Genomic DNA, 22,338 nt, shown 5'->3' on the forward strand with positions numbered 1-22,338 from the left:
TTGAAATATTATATCATAAATATAAAGGCATAATTTATCAGATTGCAGGAAACCTTTTTTTAAAATTCTAGGCACTGTTATTAACCAAGCAAGCCCTACCAGCTTGCTTTTTTTGACGTTAAAATCTCCCCCACCCCCATTTCCAACCACCCTTGACCGGAAATAACTTATTATTTATAAGTGGTTTTGTTTGCCTCTGTCAGGGCGATCTTTTATAATAAGATAGCTAACAAATTGTAAGTGATTTGGCCGCTGTTTGTGGGCGAAGTTGCTGCTGTGATTTCTGCGACGATGAGGAGGTTCGTTATGAGAAAGTTTCTTGCTGTTGTATCTCTTGTGCTGACGCTGGGGTTGATTGGGGCTTGTTCGGCCCGGGTGAATGATTCGAGCCAGGCTAACCGCCGCGAGGATACCTTTATTTATGCGATTGCGGGGGATCCAATCTCCATGAATCCTCTGTCAACGTCCGACCGCTGGGGCTTGACGGTGACCAATATGATCTTCTCGCCCTTGGCCCGGATGGATGCGGAGGGGAACTTGGAGATGGAATTGGCGGAGTCGGTCGACCAGTCTGAGGACGGGAAGACGGTGACGGTGACCCTGCGCCCGGATGCCAAGTTCTCGGACGGGAAACCGGTGACGGCGGAGGATGTGGTCTTTACCTATGAGACGATGTTGGATCCTGCTAACGGCCAGGCCGATAAGTTTATGGTGGGTGGCAAGCCTATCCAGATTGAACAAGTGGATGGGCGGACGGTGCGCTTTGTGGCGCCTCAGTCTTCTGGTGCCTTGGTGAATAATATTGTCTTTGAGAATTATATCTTGCCCAAGCATGTCTACCAGGATGTGGAGGATTTTTCCGGCAACCAGATCAAGGGCGTTGATCCGGTGGGCAGTGGCCCTTACCAATTAGTCTCTTATGATCAGGGTCAGGATTTCCGTTTTAAGGCCAATCCCCACTACTACAAGGGCAAGGCCAATATTGACAAGGTCATCTTCCAGATTATCAAGAATGCCCAGACCACCAAGGCGGCTCTCTTGAGTGGGGAGATCGACGCCAGCCTCTTGGAACCCCTGGATGTGCTCGCTCTTGATTCCGACGATATCGCCCTCTACCCTTATTCGGAAGGTCGGGTGGGCTATATTGGCTTTAATACCAATACCATCGATAATGAGGACTTCCGCAAGGCTATCTTCTATGCCTTGGACCGCGAAGAGATCAACCAGGCAGCTTATTTCGATGAGGCTTACTACAGCTCTGCCCATTCCATCCTGCCGCCGTCCAATCCTTATTATTATGAGGAGATTGACAAGTACCATACCGACCTGGATAAGGCCAAGGCCTACCTGGACCAGTCGGGAGTTGAAGATCCCCTCGTCCGCTTGGCTTACAATGGCGAGAGCCAGCTGGAGCAGACCATTGTGACCATGGTCCAAGAACAATTGGGCAAGCTGGGCATTGAAACCGAGCTCAAGCCCATGGATTCTGCGGCCCTGTCTGCGGCTAACCACGATCCTGAGAGTACGGATTATGAGCTCTTTATTGGGGGCTATATCATGGGGCTGGATCCCTCTGCCTATGCGCCTTTCTATACTTCTGGCGGGTCTAAGAACTACTTCAAATTCTCGACCCCTGAAGCTGACCGCCTCTTCCAGGCGGGAGAGGTGGAAGTAGACCCTGACCGCCGCAAGGAGATCTACAACCAGGCTCAGTCGGAAGTGATGTCCAATGCCATCTTCTACCCTTATGTGGATAATAAGAAGATTATGGCGGTGAACAAGCGGATCGGTGGGGTGGAAGAGGCGAACCTGGTCCCTATCTACCAATTCGGCGACGCGTCCCAGCTCGAGATCCAGACGACAAAGGAGGGTTCTCATGATTAAGTATGCACTGAAACGAATCCTACAGGCGATTCCCTTACTCTTACTGATTAGTTTGATTGTTTTTGCCTTGATTTACCTGGCGCCTTTTGATGCCATTGATGCGATCACGACGCCCAATATGACCGAGGCCCAGGTCGAGATTATCCGCGAGCAGAATGGGCTCAATGATCCCTTCATCATCCAATACTTGACCTGGCTCAAAAATGTCCTCCAAGGCGACTTCGGTTACTCCCTGATTAACCAGCAGGAGATTGCTAGCCAGCTGACGGAACGGATTCCCAATACCTTGATTCTGATGCTGCCGGCCTATGCCATTGGCTCTCTGATCGCTTTCTTCTCCGGCCTCTTCGCGGGTGCCAACAAGGACCAGGCAGGGGACCGGGCGGTGGACTTACTGGCTTCTCTGGGCTTGGCTGTGCCGACGTTCTGGTTGGGACTCTTGGTCATTTACTTCTTCTCCCTCAAGTGGCCGCTCTTCCCAACCACGGGCATGTATAGTCTGGGGTCAGAGGGGGACCTCTTGAATCTCCTCCACCATGCCATCTTGCCGGGCGGGGTCCTGATTGTGGCGGTGACGCCTAACTTGACCCGCTATGTGCGCTCGGCGGCTCTGAGTCAAGTGGACGCCAACTACATCACGGTCCAGCGGTCACTAGGGGCTTCCAAGCGGGAGATTTTCTTCCACCATGTGAGTCGGAATGTCCTCCTGCCCTTGGTGACCCTCCTCGGCCAGTCTCTGCCTTCTTTAGTGACAGGGGCGGTGGTGACGGAGTCGATCTTCCAATGGCCAGGCGTGGGCTCTTACTTTGTGGAAGGGGCCAAGCAGTTGGACTATCCGGTTGTTATGGCTGTCCTTCTCTTGACCGCTAGCCTGACTATCCTCGGCAACCTCTTGGCGGACCTCTTGTACTACAAGGTGGACCCACGGATTAGATTGGAGGTAAATTCATGATCGCAAAGATTCAACGTATGTTAAGGCTCAAACCCTATTACTGGCTATTTGTGATTTTTCTTTTAGTCTTGGGCATTTTGGCCCTGCTCGCCCCGCTCTTTCCCTTTGACCCGGTGGCGACGGATATTCCCAACCGCTTGCAGGCTCCCCAGTGGGCCCACCCCTTCGGAACGGACGAATTGGGCCGGGATTATTTTAGCCGGATCCTCTACGGGGCCCGGGTCTCTCTCTTGGTTGGCCTAGCCAGCATGGTTATGGCGACTTTGATTGGGAGTTTGATCGGTTTTCTTTCGGCCTATATTGGCGGGACCCTGGACGCGGTCTTGATGCGCTTGATTGACCTGATTTCGTCTGTACCTTCTTTGGTTTTGACCACGGTCTTGGCCGCCCTCTTGAAGCCGGGGCTCTTGACCATTATCATTATTATTTCTTTCTTTACCTGGATGTCTATTGCCCGCTTGGTTCGGGCGGAGAGTCTGTCGCTCAAGGAGCGGGACTATGTTAAGTACGCCCAATTCCTAGGCTTTAAGCCCTTGACCATTATCCGCCGCCATATCCTGCCCCAGGTCTTCCCGACCATTATTGTAGGGGCAACTTCGGTGGTGGCTTCGGCCATTATGATGGAGTCGACCCTGTCCTTCCTGGGTCTTGGCATCCAGCCCCCGCAGTCATCCTGGGGGTCCCTCTTGCAGAATGCCCAGTCCTACCTGCAGCTGGCCCCTTACATGGCCATCCTGCCGGGTCTCTTGATTATCTTAACCATTGTGTCCTTTAATGGTCTGGGCAATTTAATCCGTGATAGTTATGACTTGGAGGAGCGATAATATGGCCAATGAAGCATTAGAAATTCAAGAATTAACCGTCGTGAGCCAGCCCCGCTTTAAGCCCGACCAGGAATTGATCCACCGGGTGTCGACCAGCTTTAGCCAGGGACGGATTACGGGCCTGGTCGGCGAATCAGGTTCGGGGAAAACCATGCTGATGAAGGCCGTGATGCAGCTTTTGCCCCAGCGGGTGTCCGTGAGCCAAGGGGAGATTCGCTGGCAGGGGCAAGTTCTAGCAGAAGGCGATCCTTTGCCCTTCAGTATGATCTTCCAAGATCCCCTGTCTTCTCTGAACTCCCTGCGGACCGTCGCCTACCATCTGAATGAAGTCATTGAGCGCTTCTACGACTTGGACCAGGCTGGCCGGCAAGACTTGATGCTGGATTATTTGGATAAGGTGGGGATTGCCAAGGGACGCCAGGTCCTGGACCTCTACCCCCATGAGCTGTCGGGTGGGATGATTCAGCGGATCATGATCTGCCTGGCCCTGCTCAAGCGGCCTCAGATCTTGATTGCGGATGAACCGACAACGGCTCTGGACGTGACCATCCAGGCCCAGATCCTAGATATCCTCAAGCGATTGAACCAGGAGGAAGGCCTGACCATTATCTTTGTCTCCCACGACTTGGCGGTTATCCGCGAGCTCTGCCATGAGGTCAAGGTCATGTATGACGGGAAAATTGTGGAGGAAGCGCCCGTGGCCCATCTCTTCGACCACCCGGCCCATCCTTATACCCAGGAACTGATCCGGTCGGTCCCAGCCGGCCAGCACAAGGAACGCCTCCACGAGATGCAGCCCGTTCACTTAAGCCAGGCAGACAAGGCCCAGAGCCAACTCCGGGTTATTTCCGACGCACACAAGGTCTTAGGAGGTGTTGACACATGGACGAACGCTTAATCGAAGTGAGGGACTTGGACAAGGTCTACCAAGCCAAGTCTTTCTTCAAGACGAGTGGCCAAGCGAACTTCGCAAATCAAGGGATTAACATCGATATCTACCAGGGCGAGGTCCTCGGTTTGGTCGGCGAATCGGGATCCGGCAAGTCGACGCTCGGTCGCTTATTGTTGGGCTTTGAAAAATCGACATCTGGTCAGATTAACTATTTCCCTGACCAGGAGGGGAGTCAGGCCGACTTCAGCCCCCAGATCGTCTTCCAGAATAACCTAGCAGCCATGAATCCCCAGCTCTCCGTCCTCGATGTGGTGGCCGAACCCTTGCTCCGCAGCCAGTCCAAGGCAGAAGCTAGGGAAGCAGCCAAGACTTATCTGAACCAGGTGGGAATTCCCGAGGACAAGTGGACCCACCGTCCGCGCTCCTTCTCCGGCGGCCAGCTCCAGCGGGTCAATATCGCCCGAGCCTTGGCCGACCAGCCCAACTTCATCGTCCTGGATGAGCCCGTCTCGGCCCTGGATGTGTCCGTCCAGGCCTCTATCATCAATCTCTTGATGGACCTCCAGGAAGATCACCAACTGACCTATCTCTTCATCACCCACGACCTGTCCATCGCCCGGGTCATCTCAGACCGGATTGCCGTGATGAAGGAAGGCCACTTGGTTGAAGTCCAAGCCACCGAAGCCTTATTTGAAAATCCCCAAGAGGCCTATACGCGAGACTTACTCGCAGCCATTCCGTCTCTGAAAGTATAGGGTGTGAGGGCTGGCGCTTAGCTTTCGTTCACTGGAGCAAGTCGCCAGAGCAGTCTGCAAGACTGCGACGAAGACTTGTGAAGTGACACGAAAGCTACCAGCCCGAACCCGACTGTATAGGGTGTGAGACTGTGAAAAGATTGGGAATTTGGAGCGCAGCAGTTATCAGAATTGATGTTTGGACTGATTTTTTAAAATAATGATTCTTTATTTTAGTACAGTGACTAGCAATTAAAGAAGAATTTATATACCAAATAGATTCGAGCAGTAGTGGAGCGTTGAAGTTGGGCCTTAGCCATGACTAAGCAAGCGTTGTGAATTACGGATAGTAGGCTGTAGCCGTACTAGCCGTTTGAAGCACGCTAGGCGAGAGACCAAGGCTCGAGCCGGTGCCATGGCTCTTCAAGGCCCAAATTCAAAAGCGGAGCGAATGCTCACCAGCATAATATGGCAAACCAACTAAATAATTTTATTTTACAAAGGGGTTAGGACCTATGTTTTAGCCTCTTTTTTCTTTTTCTTGTTGACAGGCGCTTGGATCTCGGTTAGACTATTAATCGTAACGATTACGATTTAAGGAAAGAAAGAGGGATTTTTTGAAACGAGATGTATTAATGGTGAGTCTGCTGAGTGTTCTGGCCCTGGGCGCTTGCCAGGCTTCGGATGCGCCCGCTAATCAAGCGGCAGCTTCTTCTAGTCAGACCGAGCAGGCGACGAGTCAGGATCATTCGGGACACAGCCATGAGGGGCACGACCATGGAGAGGATAGCCACGATCATACGCATGACCACAGTGGGGAAGACCATGACCATGCTTTTGAAGTGACCAAGGAGACCCTGGTCGGCAAGGAAGGGGAGGACTACCTGGTGGCGCACGGCGACCACTACCACAAAGTTCCTGCCGACAAGCTGACTGAAGAGGAGCGGAAGGACTTCGATGACTATTTGGCGGCCCATCCCAATCTTAAGGCCGACCATGAGAAGGCGCTCCAGGTCCAAGCCGGCTACTTCGACGATGCGGATGTAGCTGACCGAACCCTAGCAGATTGGCAGGGCGACTGGCAGTCGGTGGCCCCTTATTTAGAAGACGGCACTTTGGACCCTGTTATGGAATTTAAGGCGGTCAAGTCCGAGGGCGAGAAGTCGGCGGAAGACTACAAGGCCTATTACCAGAAGGGCTACCAGACCGACCTCAAGGGAATCAAGATCGAGGGCGACCAGATTACTTTTATCAAGAAAGACGGATCGACCGCAACTGGGACCTACCGGGCAGAAGGCTCGAAGATTCTCGATTATGAAAAAGGCAACCGCGGCGTCCGTCCCTTGTTTACCAAGGTATCCGGCGATGAGGAAGCCTATAATTATGTCCAGTTCTCGGACCACCACGTTGCCCCGAGCGACCATGTCAACCACTTCCATATCTTTGTAGGGAACGACTCCCACGAAGCCCTCTTTGAAGAAATGGACAACTGGCCAACCTTCTACCCCAAGGCATGGACCGGCGACCAGATCCTCGAAGACCAACTCCATCATTAGGAGAGGGAAAACCAGCTGCGGCTGGTTTTTTCTTTTTGGGGGATTGGGTGGAGAAGGGGGCTCGAACTTTCAAACGAGGACGTCGTTTGAAAGTTGCTCGTCTTCTACTTATGAATCACGGCCTCGTTTACGAGTAGGCCGCCAGGAACTTTCAAAGTAGAGCTTAGTTTGAAAGTAGTTGGCTGGTAACTTTCAGAAGGGGGTTTTATTTGCGAGTTGACCAGCGCCTCCCCAAATCCAATATGCCTCCTCCTTTGTTAATGAACGGGGAGGCTTATTTTTATCAGCTGATCTCCTCAAGCGATCACTCCTGTTCTTTTTCCGAGACTTCCGGTCTGGCGAAATATTTGCTATAGTAGCGTCTACAGAAGGGAAAGGTGATCGTATGAAGCGATTTGGGAAATTTTTTTTAGCACTTTTAGCGTTCTTGCTTTTGGGGGCTTGTGGCAAGCACGAGGAGGCGTCGTCGGAGAACCAGGCGGCCAAGGATAAGGTGCGCGTGGCGGTGGTTGGCTCGAGCGAGAAGGAAATCTGGGAGTTTGTCGCAGATAAGGCCAAGGCGGAAGGGATCGACCTGGAAGTGGTGGAGTTAACCGACTACAACCAACCCAACCAGGCCCTGGCCAATGGAGACGTCGAGCTCAACGCCTTCCAGCATTATGCCTTCCTCAAGCAGTGGAATGAGGACCACAAGGAAGACTTGACGCCGATTGGGCTGACCTTCATCACACCGCTCTATATCTTCTCTGACAAGGTGGATGATCTCAAGGACCTTCCGGAAGGTGGCCAGGTCTTGATTCCCCAGGAGACTTCGATTCAGGGGCGGGCGCTCTTAGCCTTGCAGACGGCGGGTGTATTGAAGCTCCGCGATGGCGGGTCGACCCTGTCTCAGGTCAGTGATGTCATTGAGAATCCTAAGAATATTGAGCTGGTGGAAGTGGAATCCGCCCAAGCCCCTCGCCTAGTCAAGGACGTGGATGCGGCGGTAGTGAACGGGTCCTTCGCTGAAGACGCAGGTATGAAGATTGAGGAAAATATCTTCACCGATGCCGACCACTTGGATCAAATTCCAAATGATCGCTATAATTTAATCGTGGCGCGCAAGGAAGACCAGAATAACTCCACACTTCAAAAAATTGTTCAGCTCTACCAAGCCCAAGATGTGGCGGACAAGATGAATGAAGTGAGTCCAGGCCAGTACTATCCGGTCTGGGGACAAAAGGTGGACTTCATCCCATAAATTTACATAAGATTTACAAGTTTTTAACCCAATTTCAATAAAGCTTAGCTATAATGTAATTGTCTGTTGGGAAGCAGACATGCATAAATTTTCCTTTAAAAGCAATCGAAGCATATACTCATTCGGTAGGCTCAATGTCAGAGCCTTGCTTTCACGCTCCCCACAAGCAAGAAGGCAGATTGCGACATGTCGAGGCCAGCTATTCAGCTGGTCTTTTTTTATTGTTTTTTTTTGCCTTTGTGAATAAATGGGGGTGGATTTGCCTTCGGGAGGCTTGAATGCAGATAGCGGGACTGGGTTTGCGCTCGATGAGGCTGAGTGCAGATAGCGGTTGTGGATTTGCATTCGGCAAGCTTGTATGCAAATAGGAAAGTCCTGACTTGCTCCAAGCATCCAAAGCTAACCGCTCTTGCTCACACCCTCATAGTTGGGTTCGACTTGGCAGACTCGGAGTGATTTCACAAGTCAGAAACGGGCGAATGCTTCGCTCTTATTCAGATTTGCTCCAATCATCCGAGTCTAACCGCCAAGTCTCACACCCTGTCTAGTCGGGTTCGGGCTAGCAGAAATAGCTCCTCTTCACCAAAATCCGTCGAAGACTTTCAGTCTTCTCTGGCTTTTGGCTCCAGAGGTCTATTTCTCCCGCTAGCCCTCACACCCTTATGTTTGCGTATTTGTTTTTTTCGTGCCAGACTGGGGACAGAATCCTAATTAAGGAGTGGTAAGTATGTTACAAGGACGAAATTTTTTACGGGTGAGTGATTTTAGTCAAGCGGAATTGCGCAATTTGGTGGATTTTGCCTTGCATCTTAAGGATCTTAAGGCGCGGGGGATTCCTCATCCTTATTTGGAGGGGCAGAACTTGGCTCTAGTTTTCAACAAGGCTTCGACGCGGACGCGGGCGGCTTTTACGGTAGCAGCTAGCGATCTGGGGGCGGATTTGGAGTATTTTTCCACGGCGGATATGCAGTTGGGGACCAAGGAATCTGTTGCGGATACAGCTCGGGTTCTGGGGCGGATTTTTGATGGGATTGGTTTTCGCGGGGCGGCTCAGGAAGATGTGGATATTCTGGCTGCTGAAGCGGGGGTGCCGGTCTGGAATGCTTTAACGGACTTGGCCCATCCCATGCAGATGGTGGGCGACTACATGACTCTCAAGGAGGCTTACGGTGACTTGGCTGGGCTCAAGTTGGTCTATGTGGGGGACGGGCGTAACAATGTGGCCAATTCCCTGCTCTTGGCGGGCCTGATCCTAGGGGTTGAAGTGGTCATCGCGGCACCCGAATCCCTCCAGCCAAATGCCCAAGTTCGTGCGCTAGCGGACCGATTATCTGAGACTTACGGGACGCCCTACCAACTGACAGAGGATGTCCATACCGCTGTCCAAGAAGCGGACGCCATCTACACCGATGTCTGGGTCTCCATGGGGGAAGAAGACCAGCTGGAAGAGCGCATCAATTTACTCCAGCCCTACCAAGTCAATGCCCAGCTTATGGCAGAGACAGGCAAGGACACCATCTTCATGCACTGCCTCCCTGCCTACCACAACGGTGAGAGTGAAAAAGGCCGGGCCCTGGTCGATCAATACGGCGAGGCTGCCTTTGAAGTTACGGACGAGGTCTTCCAATCCGAGGCCGGCTGGCAATTCCAACAAGCTGAAAACCGCCTGCACTCGACCAAGGCCATTCTGGCGGCGACTAATGGGCATTTGTTTGTGCCGGGAGTTTAGAGTTAAGGGGGACGGAAAAGCAAGAACTAGCTTTCCCCAGTCCTCCCCCTTGTCAGTTTCCCCAATCCATGTTACAATAATCATTGTCGAAAGACCTTATGGCGAGGATGGAGATGTGAACCGGGTCAGATCGGGAACGAAGCAGCCCTAAGCATTTTCCATCTTGTGCTGTAAGTTTTTTATTTTGGATATTAAAGGAGCCGGCGCGCTGAATCAGCGGCCGGCTTTTTCTATGGGGTAAAATATACAATAAAAGAGGCCCAATCGCGATTAGAGCCTCTTTATTTAGGTAAATTTTTTATGATTTTCTTTATCAATGATCACAGGTTAAATGTTCCAAGGGCCGGCTGAGATCATCCAGGTCCTGGTAGTAGCTGAGAATTACTCTTCCGTTAAGGACTTTGGGTCGCTGCCGAGTGCCTGGGCCATGTCTTCATTGACTTTAACCACTAATTTTTCGGATTTTTGAACGGGCATTTCGCCTGGGTTTTTACCGTTTTTCAGGATGTCGATGGCCATTTGACCGGTTTGCTTGCCGAGTTCGTAGTAGTCCACCCCGTAAGCGCAGAGGGTACCTTCCACGCCAGCATCGAAGGCAGCAACTGAAGGCACTTTTTCTTCTTTGAGCACTTGGCCGATGGTTTGGATGGTGTTGGCGACGGTGTTGTCGGTTGGCAGGTAGATGCCGTCGACTTTCTTAGCCAGGGCCTTGGTGGCTTGTTGGATTTCGTTGGTCGTGGTGACGGTCATGCTTTCCACCTTGAGCCCCTTGGATTCGATATAGTCCTTGGCTTCCTTGTACTGCATCTCGGAGTTGACCTCGCTGGAGTTGTAGAGGATGCCTATGGTTTTAATGGAAGGGTCCGCCTTGAGCAAGAGGTCGACGACCTTGTCCGTTGGCGCGCCGTCGCTGGTTCCCGTCATGTTAGCGCCAGGTTTTTCCGCACTTTCGACCAATTTGGCGCTGACCGGATCAGTAACTGCCGTGAAAAGTTGGGGCGTCTTCTTATCGGTGTTCAGCATGGCTTGGGCAGCTGGGGTAGCGATGGAGAGGATGAGGTCGTTTTTACCTGCTAATTGCTGGGTGATACTCTGCAAGTTGGATTGGTCACCCTGGGCATTTTGGTAGTTGAGTGTTAAATTCTTGCCTTCTTCATAGCCGGCTTCCTTGAGAGCATCTGTGAAACCTTCCCGGGCCCGGTCGAGTGATTCGTGTTCCATAAATTGGAGGACACCCACTGATGCTTCGGCTTGACTATTATCTTCGGCTGCTTGCCCGCAAGCCCCTAAACCCAGCGCTAGGGCACCGAGACCTAATATTTTAACTAATTGCTTGATTTTCATGATGAGATCCTCCTTATAAGTTCTAAAAATAACCAACAAGTGACTAAACTCTCTTCCTTACAATAGAAAAACCGCCTTAGATAGTTATCCTAAGACGGTGGGTAAGTTCAAAAATATAGGCCCGGCCTCTTAGAATATCCAATCTATTCTATGGGGCCTAAGCATGGTAAAAATCTCTAGCCTCATAGATACAAACGCTTGGTCCGTGTTTGTACCTATGACTCGCATAGCTACAAACACTATCTAAAGAAGCTAAAGAAGAAAGTATTCGGTTGAGCCGAGCATGCGCCCAGGCAGTGAGTTGATTCAATTCTTAGCATGAGTCATGCTCCTTTCTCAAGTGATAATCCTATCATAGGACAAAAGTAAGAAGAAGTCAACCGTATTCTTATGGAATTTTAATTTATTCTGGGGAAAATGATCATGTGAAGGGGGAACTGGGGTTGATGGGCAGGCTGACTCACAAATAGAAATCCTGGATTGTGAGGCGAGTTGGGTCAACTTTCGAAAGTCCCCTTAGTTTGCGCTTAGGACCGAGTCAACTTTCGAAAATCCTCTTAGTTTGTGAGTCGGACTGCGCTAACTTTCGAAAATCCTCTTAGTTTGTGAGTCGGACTGCGCTAACTTTCGAAAGTCCTCTTAGTTTGTGAGTCGGACTGCGCTAACTTTCGAAAGTCCCCTTAGTTTGTAACTAGGCCCCGGCCAACTTTCAAATGCCCCCTTAATTTGCGACTAGGACCGAGCGACCCCTAAGCAAGTTCCCTAACTGTGGGTTGAGCCGTGGCAAGCTTCAAAGAGTGCCTCCGAGTGTGGATTGGTAACTGGCAACCTCTAACCAGGCCTCTCGAGTGAGGATCGGCAACCGGCAACCCCCAACCAAGCCCTTCGAGTGTGGGTTCAGTCTTACCAATCCCCAAGCAAGCTCCCTGAGTGTGGCTTGTCCCGCACCGCAACCATCATCCTCAAAAAATTAAGCTCTAAGCTAGGAATCCCCATTCATTTCGGCCTTATTTTGTTAAAGAAAGTCTAAGATGACCATCTTCTTCTAGTATTTTATTTATTTTAGAAATAGAATATAGGTAAAATAATCGCGAGATGTCATTCTTTTGGGCGTGGCTTTTGCAAGTACAGATAAGGAATGTGTATGATGGATTTTATTAGACGGCACAAGCGCGTGCTCCAAATCTTTTTTTATGTCTTGATTTTTGGGCTTTTAGGTTATTTCATCCGCCACGAGCTCCAGGGGATTGACTGGCAACTCTTCCGCCAGTCCTTGGGGGAGAAGACCATTTGGATTCAACTGGCCCTCCTCCTGACGGGGCTCTTGGGCTTCTCGGTCAACGGACTCTATGATTTAAATGCCACCCGGGATTATCCTTTGACGGCAGCCCCGCTGGATATCCTTAAGATCGGCTGGATTAGCCAGGCCTTCAATGAATTCATCGATTTCGGGGGCTTGACGGGGGGAACCTTGCGGGCGAACTTCTACAAGAAGGCGGGTCTGCCGGCTGAATCGGCCCTCCAATTGTCGGTGATGAATTGGGCGGCGAGTTTCCTGGGCTTGGTCTTTTTGATCTTCCTCGCCTTGCCCCTGGCCTGGGGACGGTCGCTGGGTTGGCCCTTAGTCCTGGCGCTCATCTTCACCCTCTACCTGCCAGCCTTTCTCTTGGCGGACCGGGTGCCCTGGTTCCAACGCCTCTTTGACCGCTACCAGCTCCAGCAGATTTCCTGGCGCAAAAAATGGGGCTATGTGGGCGTATCCATCCTTGACTGGTCGGCTGCCCTGACTTACTTTCTCTTTGTCATGTCTGTCTTTAACCCCAATTTTGCCTGGACGGACGGCTTACTGATCTATGTCTTCAGTATCGTGGTGGGCCTCTTCAGCTTCGTCCCAGGTGGGGTGGGGGCCTTCGATGTGACGGTCCTCCTGCTCATGCAGAAGGCGGGCTATGAGACGGCCAATGTTCTCGCCGCCTTGGTGGTTCTCCGCGTGTGTTACTATATTATTCCCTGGGTCCTGGCTTCGACCTATGTTCTGGGCCGCTGGTACCGGGAGAAGACGGAGGACTTCCACCTGACATTCTGGTCAGATGTCCTGGTCAAAAGTTTGGCGCTCGTCATGTTTATCGGTGGCGCCCTCCTCGTGTCGACCGCTTTGGCACCGGAACTCTTCGAACGGGTCCGCCTGCTCAACCACCTGGTGCCCCGGCTCTTTGAACAAGTCTCGGCCTTTATCACCTTAATTGTGGGGATTGTGACCCTCCTGCTTTCGCTTGGTATCAATGCCCGGGTCCGCCGGGTCTACCAGGCGGCGATGGGCCTCTTGCCCCTGGGCGCTGTCCTCTGCCTGGTTCGGGGCATCTCTTACCGGGAGGCCCTGGTCGTGATGGCCGTCTGGATCCTCCTCTATGCCAACCGCCGGCAATTTATCCGGGCTAGCGTGCCCCTGACCCGGCGTAATATCCTTGTTGCTAGTCTCTTGACTATCCTTGTCCTGGGGGTGACCAGCGTGGCAGTGGCCTGGCACATCCTCCGCCTCCAGGGGGAATTGGTCATTACCATCAACCTGGTTCATCTCATGCTGAGTTTATTGATTGTTGTGGGCTTGGCCCTGCTCCTTCTTTTCAGCCAGTCGAAGAAGCTGGCCTTCCAAAGTCCGAGTCCAGAAGAGGTTGATGCCTATCTGGCCCTGGTCGACCAGTACGGGGGGACGGAATACAGCCACCTAGTTCGTCTCTATGATAAGCAGATTTTTTTCGGGCCAGACCAAGAGGCGGCCGTGCTCTACCGGTCGGTGGGGCGGAACATGTTGGTTCTCGGTGGTCCTGTCGGCCAGCCCGCTTCTTTTGACCGCTTGCTCCAAGCTTTTGCCGCCTATGCCCATGATGCCGGCATGCAGCTGGCCTATTATGAGGTCAGTCCCCGCTACCTGGATCATTTTTGTAATATGGGTTATTTGACCGTCAAGATCGGGGAGGCGGCTATTATCTCTCTGACTGACTTCACTTTTGAGGGGAAAAAGAACCGCAACCGCCGGCAGATCCGCAATGCCATGGAGAAGGCAGGCCTGCGTTTTGAAGTTCTGACCCCGCCCCATAGCCCGGAAACTTTAGCTGAATTGAAGGGGATTTCGGATGACTGGTTGGAGGGGCGGAGTGAGATGGCCTATTCGCTGGGGGCTTTCCAGGAAGACTACCTGCAGGCCAGTCCCATCTTTGTCCTGCGCTCGGATGAGCGGGTGGAGGCCTTTGCTAACCTCATGCCCATCAGTTCGACGAGCGTATCAATTGATTTAATGCGCTTTGGGGGGGATACTGTAGATAACGTGATGCAGATGCTCTTGCTGCAGATTATAGCCTGGGCTAAGGAGGAAGGCTACGAGACCTTTGACCTGGGGATGGCCCCGCTGGCTAATGTTGGCGACCAGACCTATTCGCGCTCGCGGGACCGGGTGATCCGCCTAGTCTATGAGTACGGCAACCGGGTCTATGGCTTCAAGGGCCTGCGCGCCTACAAGGATAAGTTCCGCCCCCACTGGGAGAACCGCTACCTGGTCTACGCCGAAGCCGCCGCCCTGCCCCAGATCCTCCTCGGCCTCTATGAAGCAGTCAACCGGTCTTATAAGAAAAAGGAGAAATAACCATGCATACTCTCTATATCAAACAACGTATCTTCAAAATTACGGATAATTATCCCATCAAAGACGACCAAGGCAAGGTCTGCTACCAGGTGGACCAAGACTTCAAGCTGATCGGCGATAAGATCCATGTGACTGATCCCCATGGTGATGAGGTTTTCACCGTTAAGCGCAAGTTGATCCGTCTCTTCCCAACCTATAGTGTGGAATTCGCGGACGGTCAATCGCTCAAGGTTAGAAGCCAGCTCTCCCTCATGCGTCGCAAGGTCAAGGTCAGCTCCGACGACTTCCAACTGAAAGTGCGTGGCAACCTGATCGACCACAAGTTCACAGTTAGCGAAAGTGGAAATGAGATCGGCACCATCCGCAAAAAGCTCATCAGCATTGGCGACAGCTTTGAAATCCAAGTCAAAGATCCCAATTACGAACAAGTCCTCGTCGCTATTACCATTGCCATCGACAACCTGATGGACCGTGAAGACGACGAGGAAGACGAGGATTAGATTGATTTTGAAAGGGAGAGTGCTGAGCATCCCTTCCGCCTTTGAATTTGATCGTTAATAACCATCTTATCATCTAACCCCGCCAGCCGGAAAAAATAGCTGGCGGGGTTTTTGCATGGCTTTTTTGAATAGGGGCTGGGAGAGGCTGCTGACTTTCAAATGAGGCGGTGGTTTGCGAGTCGAATCGCGGCAACTTTCAAATGGGGTGGTGGTTTGCGAGTCGGGTCGTGGCAACTTTCAAATGGGGCGGTGGTTTGCGAGTAGGGTCGTGGCAACTTTCAAATGGGGCGGTGGTTTGCGAGTCGGATCGCGTCGACTTTCAAAGGGGAGCTAAGTTTGCAAGTCGACGCGCTGCAACTTTTAAACAGACCCTGAATTTGCAAGTTGCCAGCCTCAGCCTACCCACCAGACACCAATCCCCTAAGCCAGTTCCCCATTCGGACCTGTTCTCCCTTTGCTTTCCCCGTTAATTTCGCTAAGATAGGGATAAGATCTTTAGAGGAGGAGCTTTATGACGACACATATTTGGAAACGGGCGCTGGTTTTAGCCATAGGAATTGCCATTAATGCTTTGGGGATTGTGCTGATTACCAAGGCCAACTTGGGGACAACGGCGGTCTCTAGTTTGCCCTTGGTGCTGAGTTTGGCGACGCCGCTGAGCTTGGGGACCTTGCTTTTTATCTTCAATGCCCTCTACATTGTCGGGCAGATGGCCCTCTACCGCCGGGATTTCCAGTCCTGGCAGTGGCTCCAGCTCGGGGTTAATTTGATTCTCAGCCTGGTGACGGATTGGTCGGCGGCAGCCTTGTCTTGGCTCCAACCCAACACAATCTGGTCCCAGGCTCTCTGCCTGGTTTTGGGCTGTGCGGTCCTGGCTTTTGGGATTGCCTTGGAAGTGGCGGCGGACTGGCTCTATGTGTCGGCGGAGGGCATCGTCCAGGCCATCACGACCCATTTTGCTTGGCCGTTCGGTCGGGTGAAGATTGCCTTCGACGGGACCATTACCGGTTTGGCGGTTCTTTTCTCCTTCCTCTTGCTCGGCGGCTTGGAGGGGGTAGGCTGGGGGACCTTGATTTCGGCCTTTTTGATCGGACGCTTCGTTGCTTTTTACCAAAAAAATTTGCCTGTCCTGGGCCGGATTGGGGCTTGGAAGATAAGTGATCGCATTTAACGAACACCACTCATCAAGAAGGTGTATCAGCGGTCCTATAGTATTTCGGGCTGACGTGTGCTAGTATATTCACATAGAAAACAGTGCTTATTTTTAATAAGTTAAAAGGAGCGATTCAGATGACTAAGCCAAATCCAACTGAAAAATATAAGGGTTTTAATACGAAACAAGTTCACGCTGGCCACCAACTCGATGAAACGGGTGCGCGGGCGGTACCGATTTATCAAACGACTTCCTATGTCTTTAAAGATGCTGAACAAGCGGCCAACCGCTTTGCCTTAACCGATGCGGGTGGGATTTATTCGCGTATCACCAACCCAACCGTGGGCGTCCTCGAAGAACGCGTGGCTGCTCTGGAAAACGGAACAGCTGGGATTGCGGTAGCTTCCGGATCAGCGGCAATTACTTATGCCATCCTCAATATTGCTAAGACGGGGGATAATATTATCTCTGCGACCAGTCTTTACGGCGGAACCTTCAACTTATTTAGCGTGACCCTGCCTGACTTAGGGATTGAAACGCGTTTTGTCAAGGATATCGAAGATTTCGACGCCGTGGAAAAATTAATTGACGACGAGACCCGGGCCATCTACCTGGAGACCATCGGCAATCCTAAGACCAACCTGATCGATATCGACAAGGTCAGCGCGTTTGCCCATCAACACGGCCTGCCTGTGATTGTGGATAATACCTTCGCCACACCTTACCTCTATCGGCCTCTAGACCACGGTGCCGATGTGGTGGTCCACTCTGCAACCAAATTCCTGGGCGGCCACGGGACAACTCTGGCAGGGATTGTCGTTGAAAATGGCCAGTTCGATTGGAAGAATAACGAGCGTTTCCCTGGCTTCTCGACGCCTGACTCTCACTATAATGGCCTGGTCTTCGGCGACCTAGCACCAGCGGCCTTCACGACTAAGATCCGCGCCCAAGTTCTCCGCGACACCGGGGCCTGCCTGAGCGCTCAGGACGCCTTCCTGATTATCAATGGGATTGAAACCCTGTCCCTGCGTGTGGAACGCCACGTGGCCAATGCAGAAAAGATCGCGAAACACTTAGAAGACCATCCTAAGGTAGACTGGGTGGCTTATCCTGGTCTGGAAAGCTCTCCTTACCATGAACTCGCTGAGCGTGACTTCCCGAACGGGGTTGGATCCATCTTCTCCTTTGGGGTTAAAGGGGGCAAGGAAGCTGGTATCCGCTTCGTGGATGCCCTAGAAATCTTCTCCAACCTGGCCAATGTGGCTGACGTCCGTTCCTTAGTGGTCCACCCTGCCTCAACCACCCATGCCCAATTATCCGATGAAGAATTGGAAGAAGCTGGGGTTGGCCAAGACCTGATCCGTCTATCGATCGGGATCGAAGATGTCGATGACCTGATTGCAGACCTCGACCAAGCTTTGGACCAAGCCTAAATTGATGATATAAAGAGAGAAGAAGAGCGGTGCGTCCGCTCTTTTTTGCTGCTTAAGTACCTTTTACTGTAAGGGGTTACATAGTTTTGCTATAATGAAGATATTAAAGGAGGTTATCAAGATGGCATTAAAAAATAAAGTTGTTTTAATCTCTGGAGCAGCCTCTGGTATGGGCAAGGGCGAAGCCTTAGCCTTTGCAGAGGCAGGAGCCAAGGTTGTTATCGCTGATTTGGATAAAGAAAAAGCAGATCAAGTGGTTGCTGAAATTCAAGAAAATAAGGGGACTGCCTTAGCGGTTGAAACGGATATTACCAGCACTGAAGCGATTGCCAAGCTCTACCAGCAGGTGAAAGAAAGTTTTGGAACGGTGGATGTTTTGGTCAATAATGCAGGGGTTTTTGACCAATACCAGCCCCTCCTAGATATGGACAAAGACAATTGGAATTTTTACCTGCAGATAAATCTGACGAGTGTCTATGAAATGACCCGGACTTTTCTCCCTGATATGATTGAGAAAGGTGGGGGTAAGGTGATTAATGTGGCTTCGATTGCTGGCCTTGTTGCGGGTAAGGGCGGGGCTGCTTACACTGCTGCCAAACATGGTGTGATTGGCTTGACTAAGCATACGGCCAGTGAATATGCGGCCAAGGGCATCCAGTGCAATGCTATTGCCCCTGGAACTATTGAAACACCCTTGATCGCTGAGGTGAAAGATCAAATTCCTACCGACAATATTCCTGCTGACCGCTTTGGCCAAGTTGAGGAAGTGGCTAACCTGGTCCTCTTCCTGGCTTCAGACAAGAGTAATTTTATCAATGGCGTGACCCTGCCCATTGATGGGGGTTATACCATCCAATAAAAGATTTAGCTTATGAGGGAGTGTGATAAAAGTCGATCAGGCCTGAATCAGCTAACGCATACTATATCTGTAAGTCGCTTGGCTTCGAAGAGCTATAGCAAGTGTCCGCGAACTATGGAAATTCGTTGACAAATGATTGGACATAGTTCGTAGTTGGGTTCGACTTGGCAGTTATGGAGTATTTTCACAAGTTAGAAACGAGCGAATACTTCTCCCTTATTCTGACTTGCTCCGAGCATCCAAGCTTAACGCCAAGTTGCACACCCAGTACGAAGTGGATGTCAGGGCTGGCTTTTGAAACAGATTTTTGAAAATCCTTCGTAACTTACAAAGAGGCTGGAACTTTTGATCCAGCCTCTTTATTATAGTAAGTATTTATTGAAAGGATTTTAAATTCGTCTTAAAGCGGCGCGACTTTTTGAGCAGATAGGGAGAAGATTGGCCGATAATTTGTTATGATAGCTTTAGTAACCTAGTGTTTAATGATGAAGGAGTGGTTCTTTTGGCAGATTTTGATTTATTGGTTCTCGGTGGTGGCAGTGGTGGTATTGCGACAGCTAACCGAGCCGCGGAACATGGGGCCAAGGTGGGCTTGGTTGAAGCCAAGCGCCTCGGTGGGACTTGCGTTAATATTGGCTGCGTACCTAAGAAGATCACTTGGTATGCCTCGCGCGTCCGTGATGCGATTGAAACTTACGGCCCTGGCTACGGTTTTAGTGCGGACAATGTCAACTTCGACTACCAGACCTTTAAGAAATCCCGGGACGCCTATATCGACCGGTCGCGTCAATCCTATACCCGGCAATTTGAGAAAAATCAAATCACTCTAATTGAAGGTTATGGCCGCTTTGTGGATGCCCAGACCCTGGAAGTCGACGGCAAGACTTATACGGCGGACAAGATCGTCATCGCCACTGGGGGACGGCCTAAAGTTCCGAATGTGGAAGGGCGCGAGCTCCTCTCAACCTCAGATGATTTCTTTGCTTGGGAGAGCTTGCCAGAATCTGTTGTGATTGTTGGGGCAGGCTACATCGGCGTTGAAATTGCGGGCGTTTTAAACGGGCTTGGTGTCAAAGTCGATGTCTTCGAGTTCCAAGACCAACCCCTAGCTGGCTTCGACCAAATGTTGGTAGATACTGTTCTGGAATCCTTCGAAGACCAAGGCATCGCTTTCTACGGCGGCCAAGGCTTGGAAAAATTTGCGGAAGAAGAAGGCCAGATCGCCTGCTATGCGAATGGTGAGAAAGTTGCCAGCGCGGACAAGGTGCTGATGGCGATCGGACGGGCTGTCAATACCGATGACTTGAATTTAGAAGGGATCGGTGTTCAGACCGACGAGAGGACCGGAGCGATTTTGGTGGACGATAACCATCAAAGCTCCGTTGCCAACATCTATGCGGTGGGCGACAACATCAACAAGGTCAACCTCACCCCCGTGGCCATCCGTGCCGGCCGCCAAGTCGCTGAATACCTCTACAACGGGGCAGCATCCGGCGCCATCAACTATGACAATGTCCCAACCGTGGTCTTCAGCCACCCCGCTCTCGGATCAATCGGCCTGAGCGAAGCTGACGCCATCGATAAATACGGCGAAGAGGCCATCAAGGTCTACACCAGCAACTTCTACTCCATGTACACCTCCGCTGCCGGCGAACGCGAAGCCTGCCACTACAAGGTGGTCTGCGCCGGCCCAGAAGAAAAAGTCGTCGGCCTCCACGGCACCGGCGAAGGCATGGACGAAATCCTCCAAGGCTTCGGCGTCGCCATCCAAATGGGCGCCACCAAGGCCGACCTGGACAGCGTCGTTGCCATCCACCCAACCAGCGCCGAAGAATTCGTCACCCTGCGTTAATTCAAGCCCTAAATATCTGACAGATGGATCCCGAGCCCCACGCTCGGGGTCTTTTTTTGTGGGGGTGGGTGGTGGTACCCACAAACGAAGTGCTCAATTGTGTATAAAATTTGTTTAACCCACAAATGAAGTGTCCAATTGTGGGTAAAATCTGTTTAACCCACAATTGAAACCCTCGAGTGTGGATAGAATATGTTCCATCCACAATTGCAGTATTTGATTGTGGGTTAGAGAGAATTAACCCACAATCAGAAGGATCTAGTGTAGGTTGATGATAGTTTTACTTAAACACGAAATCATTAAAGCAAACCTAATATATCAGGCAAGTATAAAATTTTTAAATTGAGTATCCAATCTAGTATCTATTAAGAACTCTATTGTTCGATTGTTTGTGGAGAGTAAGGGTTTTGAAATTGCTTTGGATTTTTCCCTTTTAGATAGGTGAAATGGCGTTGGAGAATTTGATGGATTTTGTAATAGCTCACTTTACCACAAGCAAAATCTTGAATAGCTGTACCATTCAATGTTCGATTTGGAAAAAGAAGGGCGTAATCATTGATGAGCTCTAAGACAGCTTCATCCTTAGAGAGAGTATGACCGCAGGAACATGCAAGATAATAACGAAAAATATTGAGCTTGTTACCACAGATACTGCAATGAAAACCTGGGTAAAACTTCTGAAAATCTTCTAATTCATTTGAGAATGGAGGACATTTTATTTCTTCTAATAAATAGCAAAGAGAATTTATTTCCGGGTTGAACTTTTCTTGGCTTAAGGATTGAAAATAATCTCGAGCTTGGTGGGGGAGCAGCACATTCTTAGTTACCGAATCATCCAAATCAGGATAGTTATAGGGATTGGCAAAATATATTTTGGCCTCTAGATTGATTGATAATTGATGCTCTGCTAATAAGTTTTCCATGAAGAGCTGGGATTTGAGTAACTGTTGGCAAATATCGCGCTCTCCGGGATAGTTGTTAAAGCTCCAGCGGCGGTCTCGGCAGCTGACTTGAGCGCGGTAATTTTTCACTTCGATTAAACAAAGGCTTGAAGGAAATACCAGGAGCGAATCGATCTCAATATAAGCATCTTGGTATTGCCAGTTGCGATAATGAGCGAGGGGGTGGACATCTATTTGCTCCAACATGTGGTCGAAAGCTAATTCCCCCTCAAAACCTCGTTCGAAATGGTCCAGTTTTTTATGGCCTTCAGGTGTTAGTTGTTGATATTTCTTTAAAGTGCGAAAATACTGTAGCGTCAAGGATTCTTTTCTAGTCATTTTTATCCCTCCTATTAGATATATACACGGTTAATGTGGTTATTCATTAACTGATTTTTATTTTTTATAAATAATAGATTTGGATAAATGGATTGGCGGGTAAAGCCACAAATGAGGAGGGTAAGTGTGTGTTGGAATACTCTAATCCACAACAAAAGACTTCGAGTGTGGATTGGATAAGACTAGCCCCCAACGGAAGTTCTTGAGTGTGGGTTGAATTGATTTAACCCACAATAGAATATCCCGATTGTGGCTTGCGCTCTCCCAGCCCACAATCTCAGGTCTCGAGTCAATCTTGCATCAAACTCACTCTCCCCAAAAAGCCATTTCTGTATTTTCTGACCAAGCGAAGCAAGTTTTTTCAAAGAATTGTTTTTCGCTCTTCCCAGACTGTGGGGCTTTGGCGGTCTTTCCTGGGAGAACAATCTGTAAAACACAAGATATTGTACGAGATTAATGTTGAAAA

16 protein-coding genes and 1 other RNA gene are annotated in these 22,338 nt (G+C 50.6%); 15 read left to right on the forward strand and 2 right to left on the reverse strand.

Going from position 1 to position 22,338, the window contains the following annotated elements; translation table 11 throughout:
* Nucleotides 1–306: 306 nt before the first annotated feature.
* The 9 genes from AWM72_RS05100 to ffs all read left to right on the forward strand — a co-directional run bounded on the left by AWM72_RS05100 (nucleotide 307) and on the right by ffs (nucleotide 9,996).
* A complete protein-coding gene (locus tag AWM72_RS05100; protein ID WP_067974229.1) occupies nucleotides 307–1,884 on the forward strand; it encodes an ABC transporter substrate-binding protein in 1,578 nt (525 codons plus the stop codon).
* Nucleotides 1,877–2,836, forward strand: coding sequence for an ABC transporter permease (locus AWM72_RS05105; RefSeq protein WP_067974232.1), 960 nt, complete (start codon nucleotides 1,877–1,879; stop codon nucleotides 2,834–2,836). Before AWM72_RS05100 ends, AWM72_RS05105 begins: the two co-directional genes overlap by 8 nt.
* Nucleotides 2,833–3,660 (forward strand): ABC transporter permease, encoded by an 828-nt coding sequence (locus AWM72_RS05110; RefSeq protein ID WP_101603587.1) that lies wholly within the window; start codon nucleotides 2,833–2,835, stop codon nucleotides 3,658–3,660. The genes AWM72_RS05105 and AWM72_RS05110 overlap by 4 nt, the downstream gene beginning before the upstream one ends.
* A gap of 1 nt (nucleotide 3,661) precedes the next feature.
* Nucleotides 3,662–4,558 carry an ABC transporter ATP-binding protein gene (locus AWM72_RS05115; RefSeq protein WP_067974234.1) on the forward strand — a complete coding sequence of 299 codons (897 nt, stop codon included), beginning with the start codon at nucleotides 3,662–3,664 and terminating at the stop codon, nucleotides 4,556–4,558.
* Nucleotides 4,543–5,307 carry an ATP-binding cassette domain-containing protein gene (locus AWM72_RS05120; protein ID WP_067974239.1) on the forward strand — a complete coding sequence of 255 codons (765 nt, stop codon included), beginning with the start codon at nucleotides 4,543–4,545 and terminating at the stop codon, nucleotides 5,305–5,307. The genes AWM72_RS05115 and AWM72_RS05120 overlap by 16 nt, the downstream gene beginning before the upstream one ends.
* A gap of 596 nt (nucleotides 5,308–5,903) precedes the next feature.
* Nucleotides 5,904–6,842 carry a ZinT/AdcA family metal-binding protein gene (locus AWM72_RS05125; RefSeq protein WP_067974242.1) on the forward strand — a complete coding sequence of 313 codons (939 nt, stop codon included), beginning with the start codon at nucleotides 5,904–5,906 and terminating at the stop codon, nucleotides 6,840–6,842.
* 385 nt (nucleotides 6,843–7,227) lie between these two features.
* Entirely contained in the window at nucleotides 7,228–8,082 is an 855-nt protein-coding gene (locus AWM72_RS05130; protein ID WP_067974245.1) for a MetQ/NlpA family ABC transporter substrate-binding protein, read from the forward strand.
* Nucleotides 8,083–8,809: 727 nt separating this feature from the next.
* The gene (gene argF / locus AWM72_RS05135) at nucleotides 8,810–9,811 is read left to right on the forward strand and encodes an ornithine carbamoyltransferase (RefSeq protein ID WP_067974248.1); all 1,002 of its coding nucleotides are present in this window, start codon (nucleotides 8,810–8,812) and stop codon (nucleotides 9,809–9,811) included.
* 88 nt (nucleotides 9,812–9,899) lie between these two features.
* Nucleotides 9,900–9,996: signal recognition particle sRNA small type (gene ffs / locus AWM72_RS05140), an RNA gene on the forward strand.
* 196 nt (nucleotides 9,997–10,192) lie between these two features.
* Here ffs and AWM72_RS05145 read toward each other — a convergent pair.
* Nucleotides 10,193–11,155, reverse strand: a complete 963-nt coding sequence (locus tag AWM72_RS05145) for an ABC transporter substrate-binding protein (protein WP_067974253.1) — start codon at nucleotides 11,153–11,155, stop codon at nucleotides 10,193–10,195.
* A gap of 1,147 nt (nucleotides 11,156–12,302) precedes the next feature.
* Between AWM72_RS05145 and mprF the strand changes: the two genes are divergently transcribed.
* The 6 genes from mprF to gorA all read left to right on the forward strand — a co-directional run bounded on the left by mprF (nucleotide 12,303) and on the right by gorA (nucleotide 20,592).
* Nucleotides 12,303–14,795: a bifunctional lysylphosphatidylglycerol flippase/synthetase MprF gene (gene mprF / locus AWM72_RS05150; protein WP_067974255.1), complete on the forward strand. Its 2,493-nt coding sequence runs from the start codon at nucleotides 12,303–12,305 to the stop codon at nucleotides 14,793–14,795.
* A gap of 2 nt (nucleotides 14,796–14,797) precedes the next feature.
* Nucleotides 14,798–15,295: an LURP-one-related/scramblase family protein gene (locus AWM72_RS05155; RefSeq protein WP_067974258.1), complete on the forward strand. Its 498-nt coding sequence runs from the start codon at nucleotides 14,798–14,800 to the stop codon at nucleotides 15,293–15,295.
* Between the two features lie 511 nt (nucleotides 15,296–15,806).
* Nucleotides 15,807–16,466 carry a YczE/YyaS/YitT family protein gene (locus AWM72_RS05160; protein WP_067974262.1) on the forward strand — a complete coding sequence of 220 codons (660 nt, stop codon included), beginning with the start codon at nucleotides 15,807–15,809 and terminating at the stop codon, nucleotides 16,464–16,466.
* A 119-nt stretch (nucleotides 16,467–16,585) separates the two neighbouring features.
* The gene (locus AWM72_RS05165; RefSeq protein WP_067974266.1) at nucleotides 16,586–17,881 is read left to right on the forward strand and encodes an O-acetylhomoserine aminocarboxypropyltransferase/cysteine synthase family protein; all 1,296 of its coding nucleotides are present in this window, start codon (nucleotides 16,586–16,588) and stop codon (nucleotides 17,879–17,881) included.
* Between the two features lie 121 nt (nucleotides 17,882–18,002).
* Nucleotides 18,003–18,740, forward strand: coding sequence for an SDR family NAD(P)-dependent oxidoreductase (locus tag AWM72_RS05170; RefSeq protein WP_067974271.1), 738 nt, complete (start codon nucleotides 18,003–18,005; stop codon nucleotides 18,738–18,740).
* Nucleotides 18,741–19,242: 502 nt separating this feature from the next.
* Nucleotides 19,243–20,592, forward strand: coding sequence for a glutathione-disulfide reductase (gorA, locus tag AWM72_RS05175; protein WP_067974275.1), 1,350 nt, complete (start codon nucleotides 19,243–19,245; stop codon nucleotides 20,590–20,592).
* A 374-nt stretch (nucleotides 20,593–20,966) separates the two neighbouring features.
* Here the strand turns inward: gorA and AWM72_RS05180 are convergent, their stop codons facing one another.
* Nucleotides 20,967–21,872 (reverse strand): nuclease-related domain-containing protein, encoded by a 906-nt coding sequence (locus AWM72_RS05180; RefSeq protein WP_067974278.1) that lies wholly within the window; start codon nucleotides 21,870–21,872, stop codon nucleotides 20,967–20,969.
* Between the last annotated feature and the right edge of the window lie 466 nt (nucleotides 21,873–22,338).

It is taken from the genome of Aerococcus sanguinicola, from assembly GCF_001543145.1.
Classification (GTDB): domain Bacteria; phylum Bacillota; class Bacilli; order Lactobacillales; family Aerococcaceae; genus Aerococcus; species Aerococcus sanguinicola.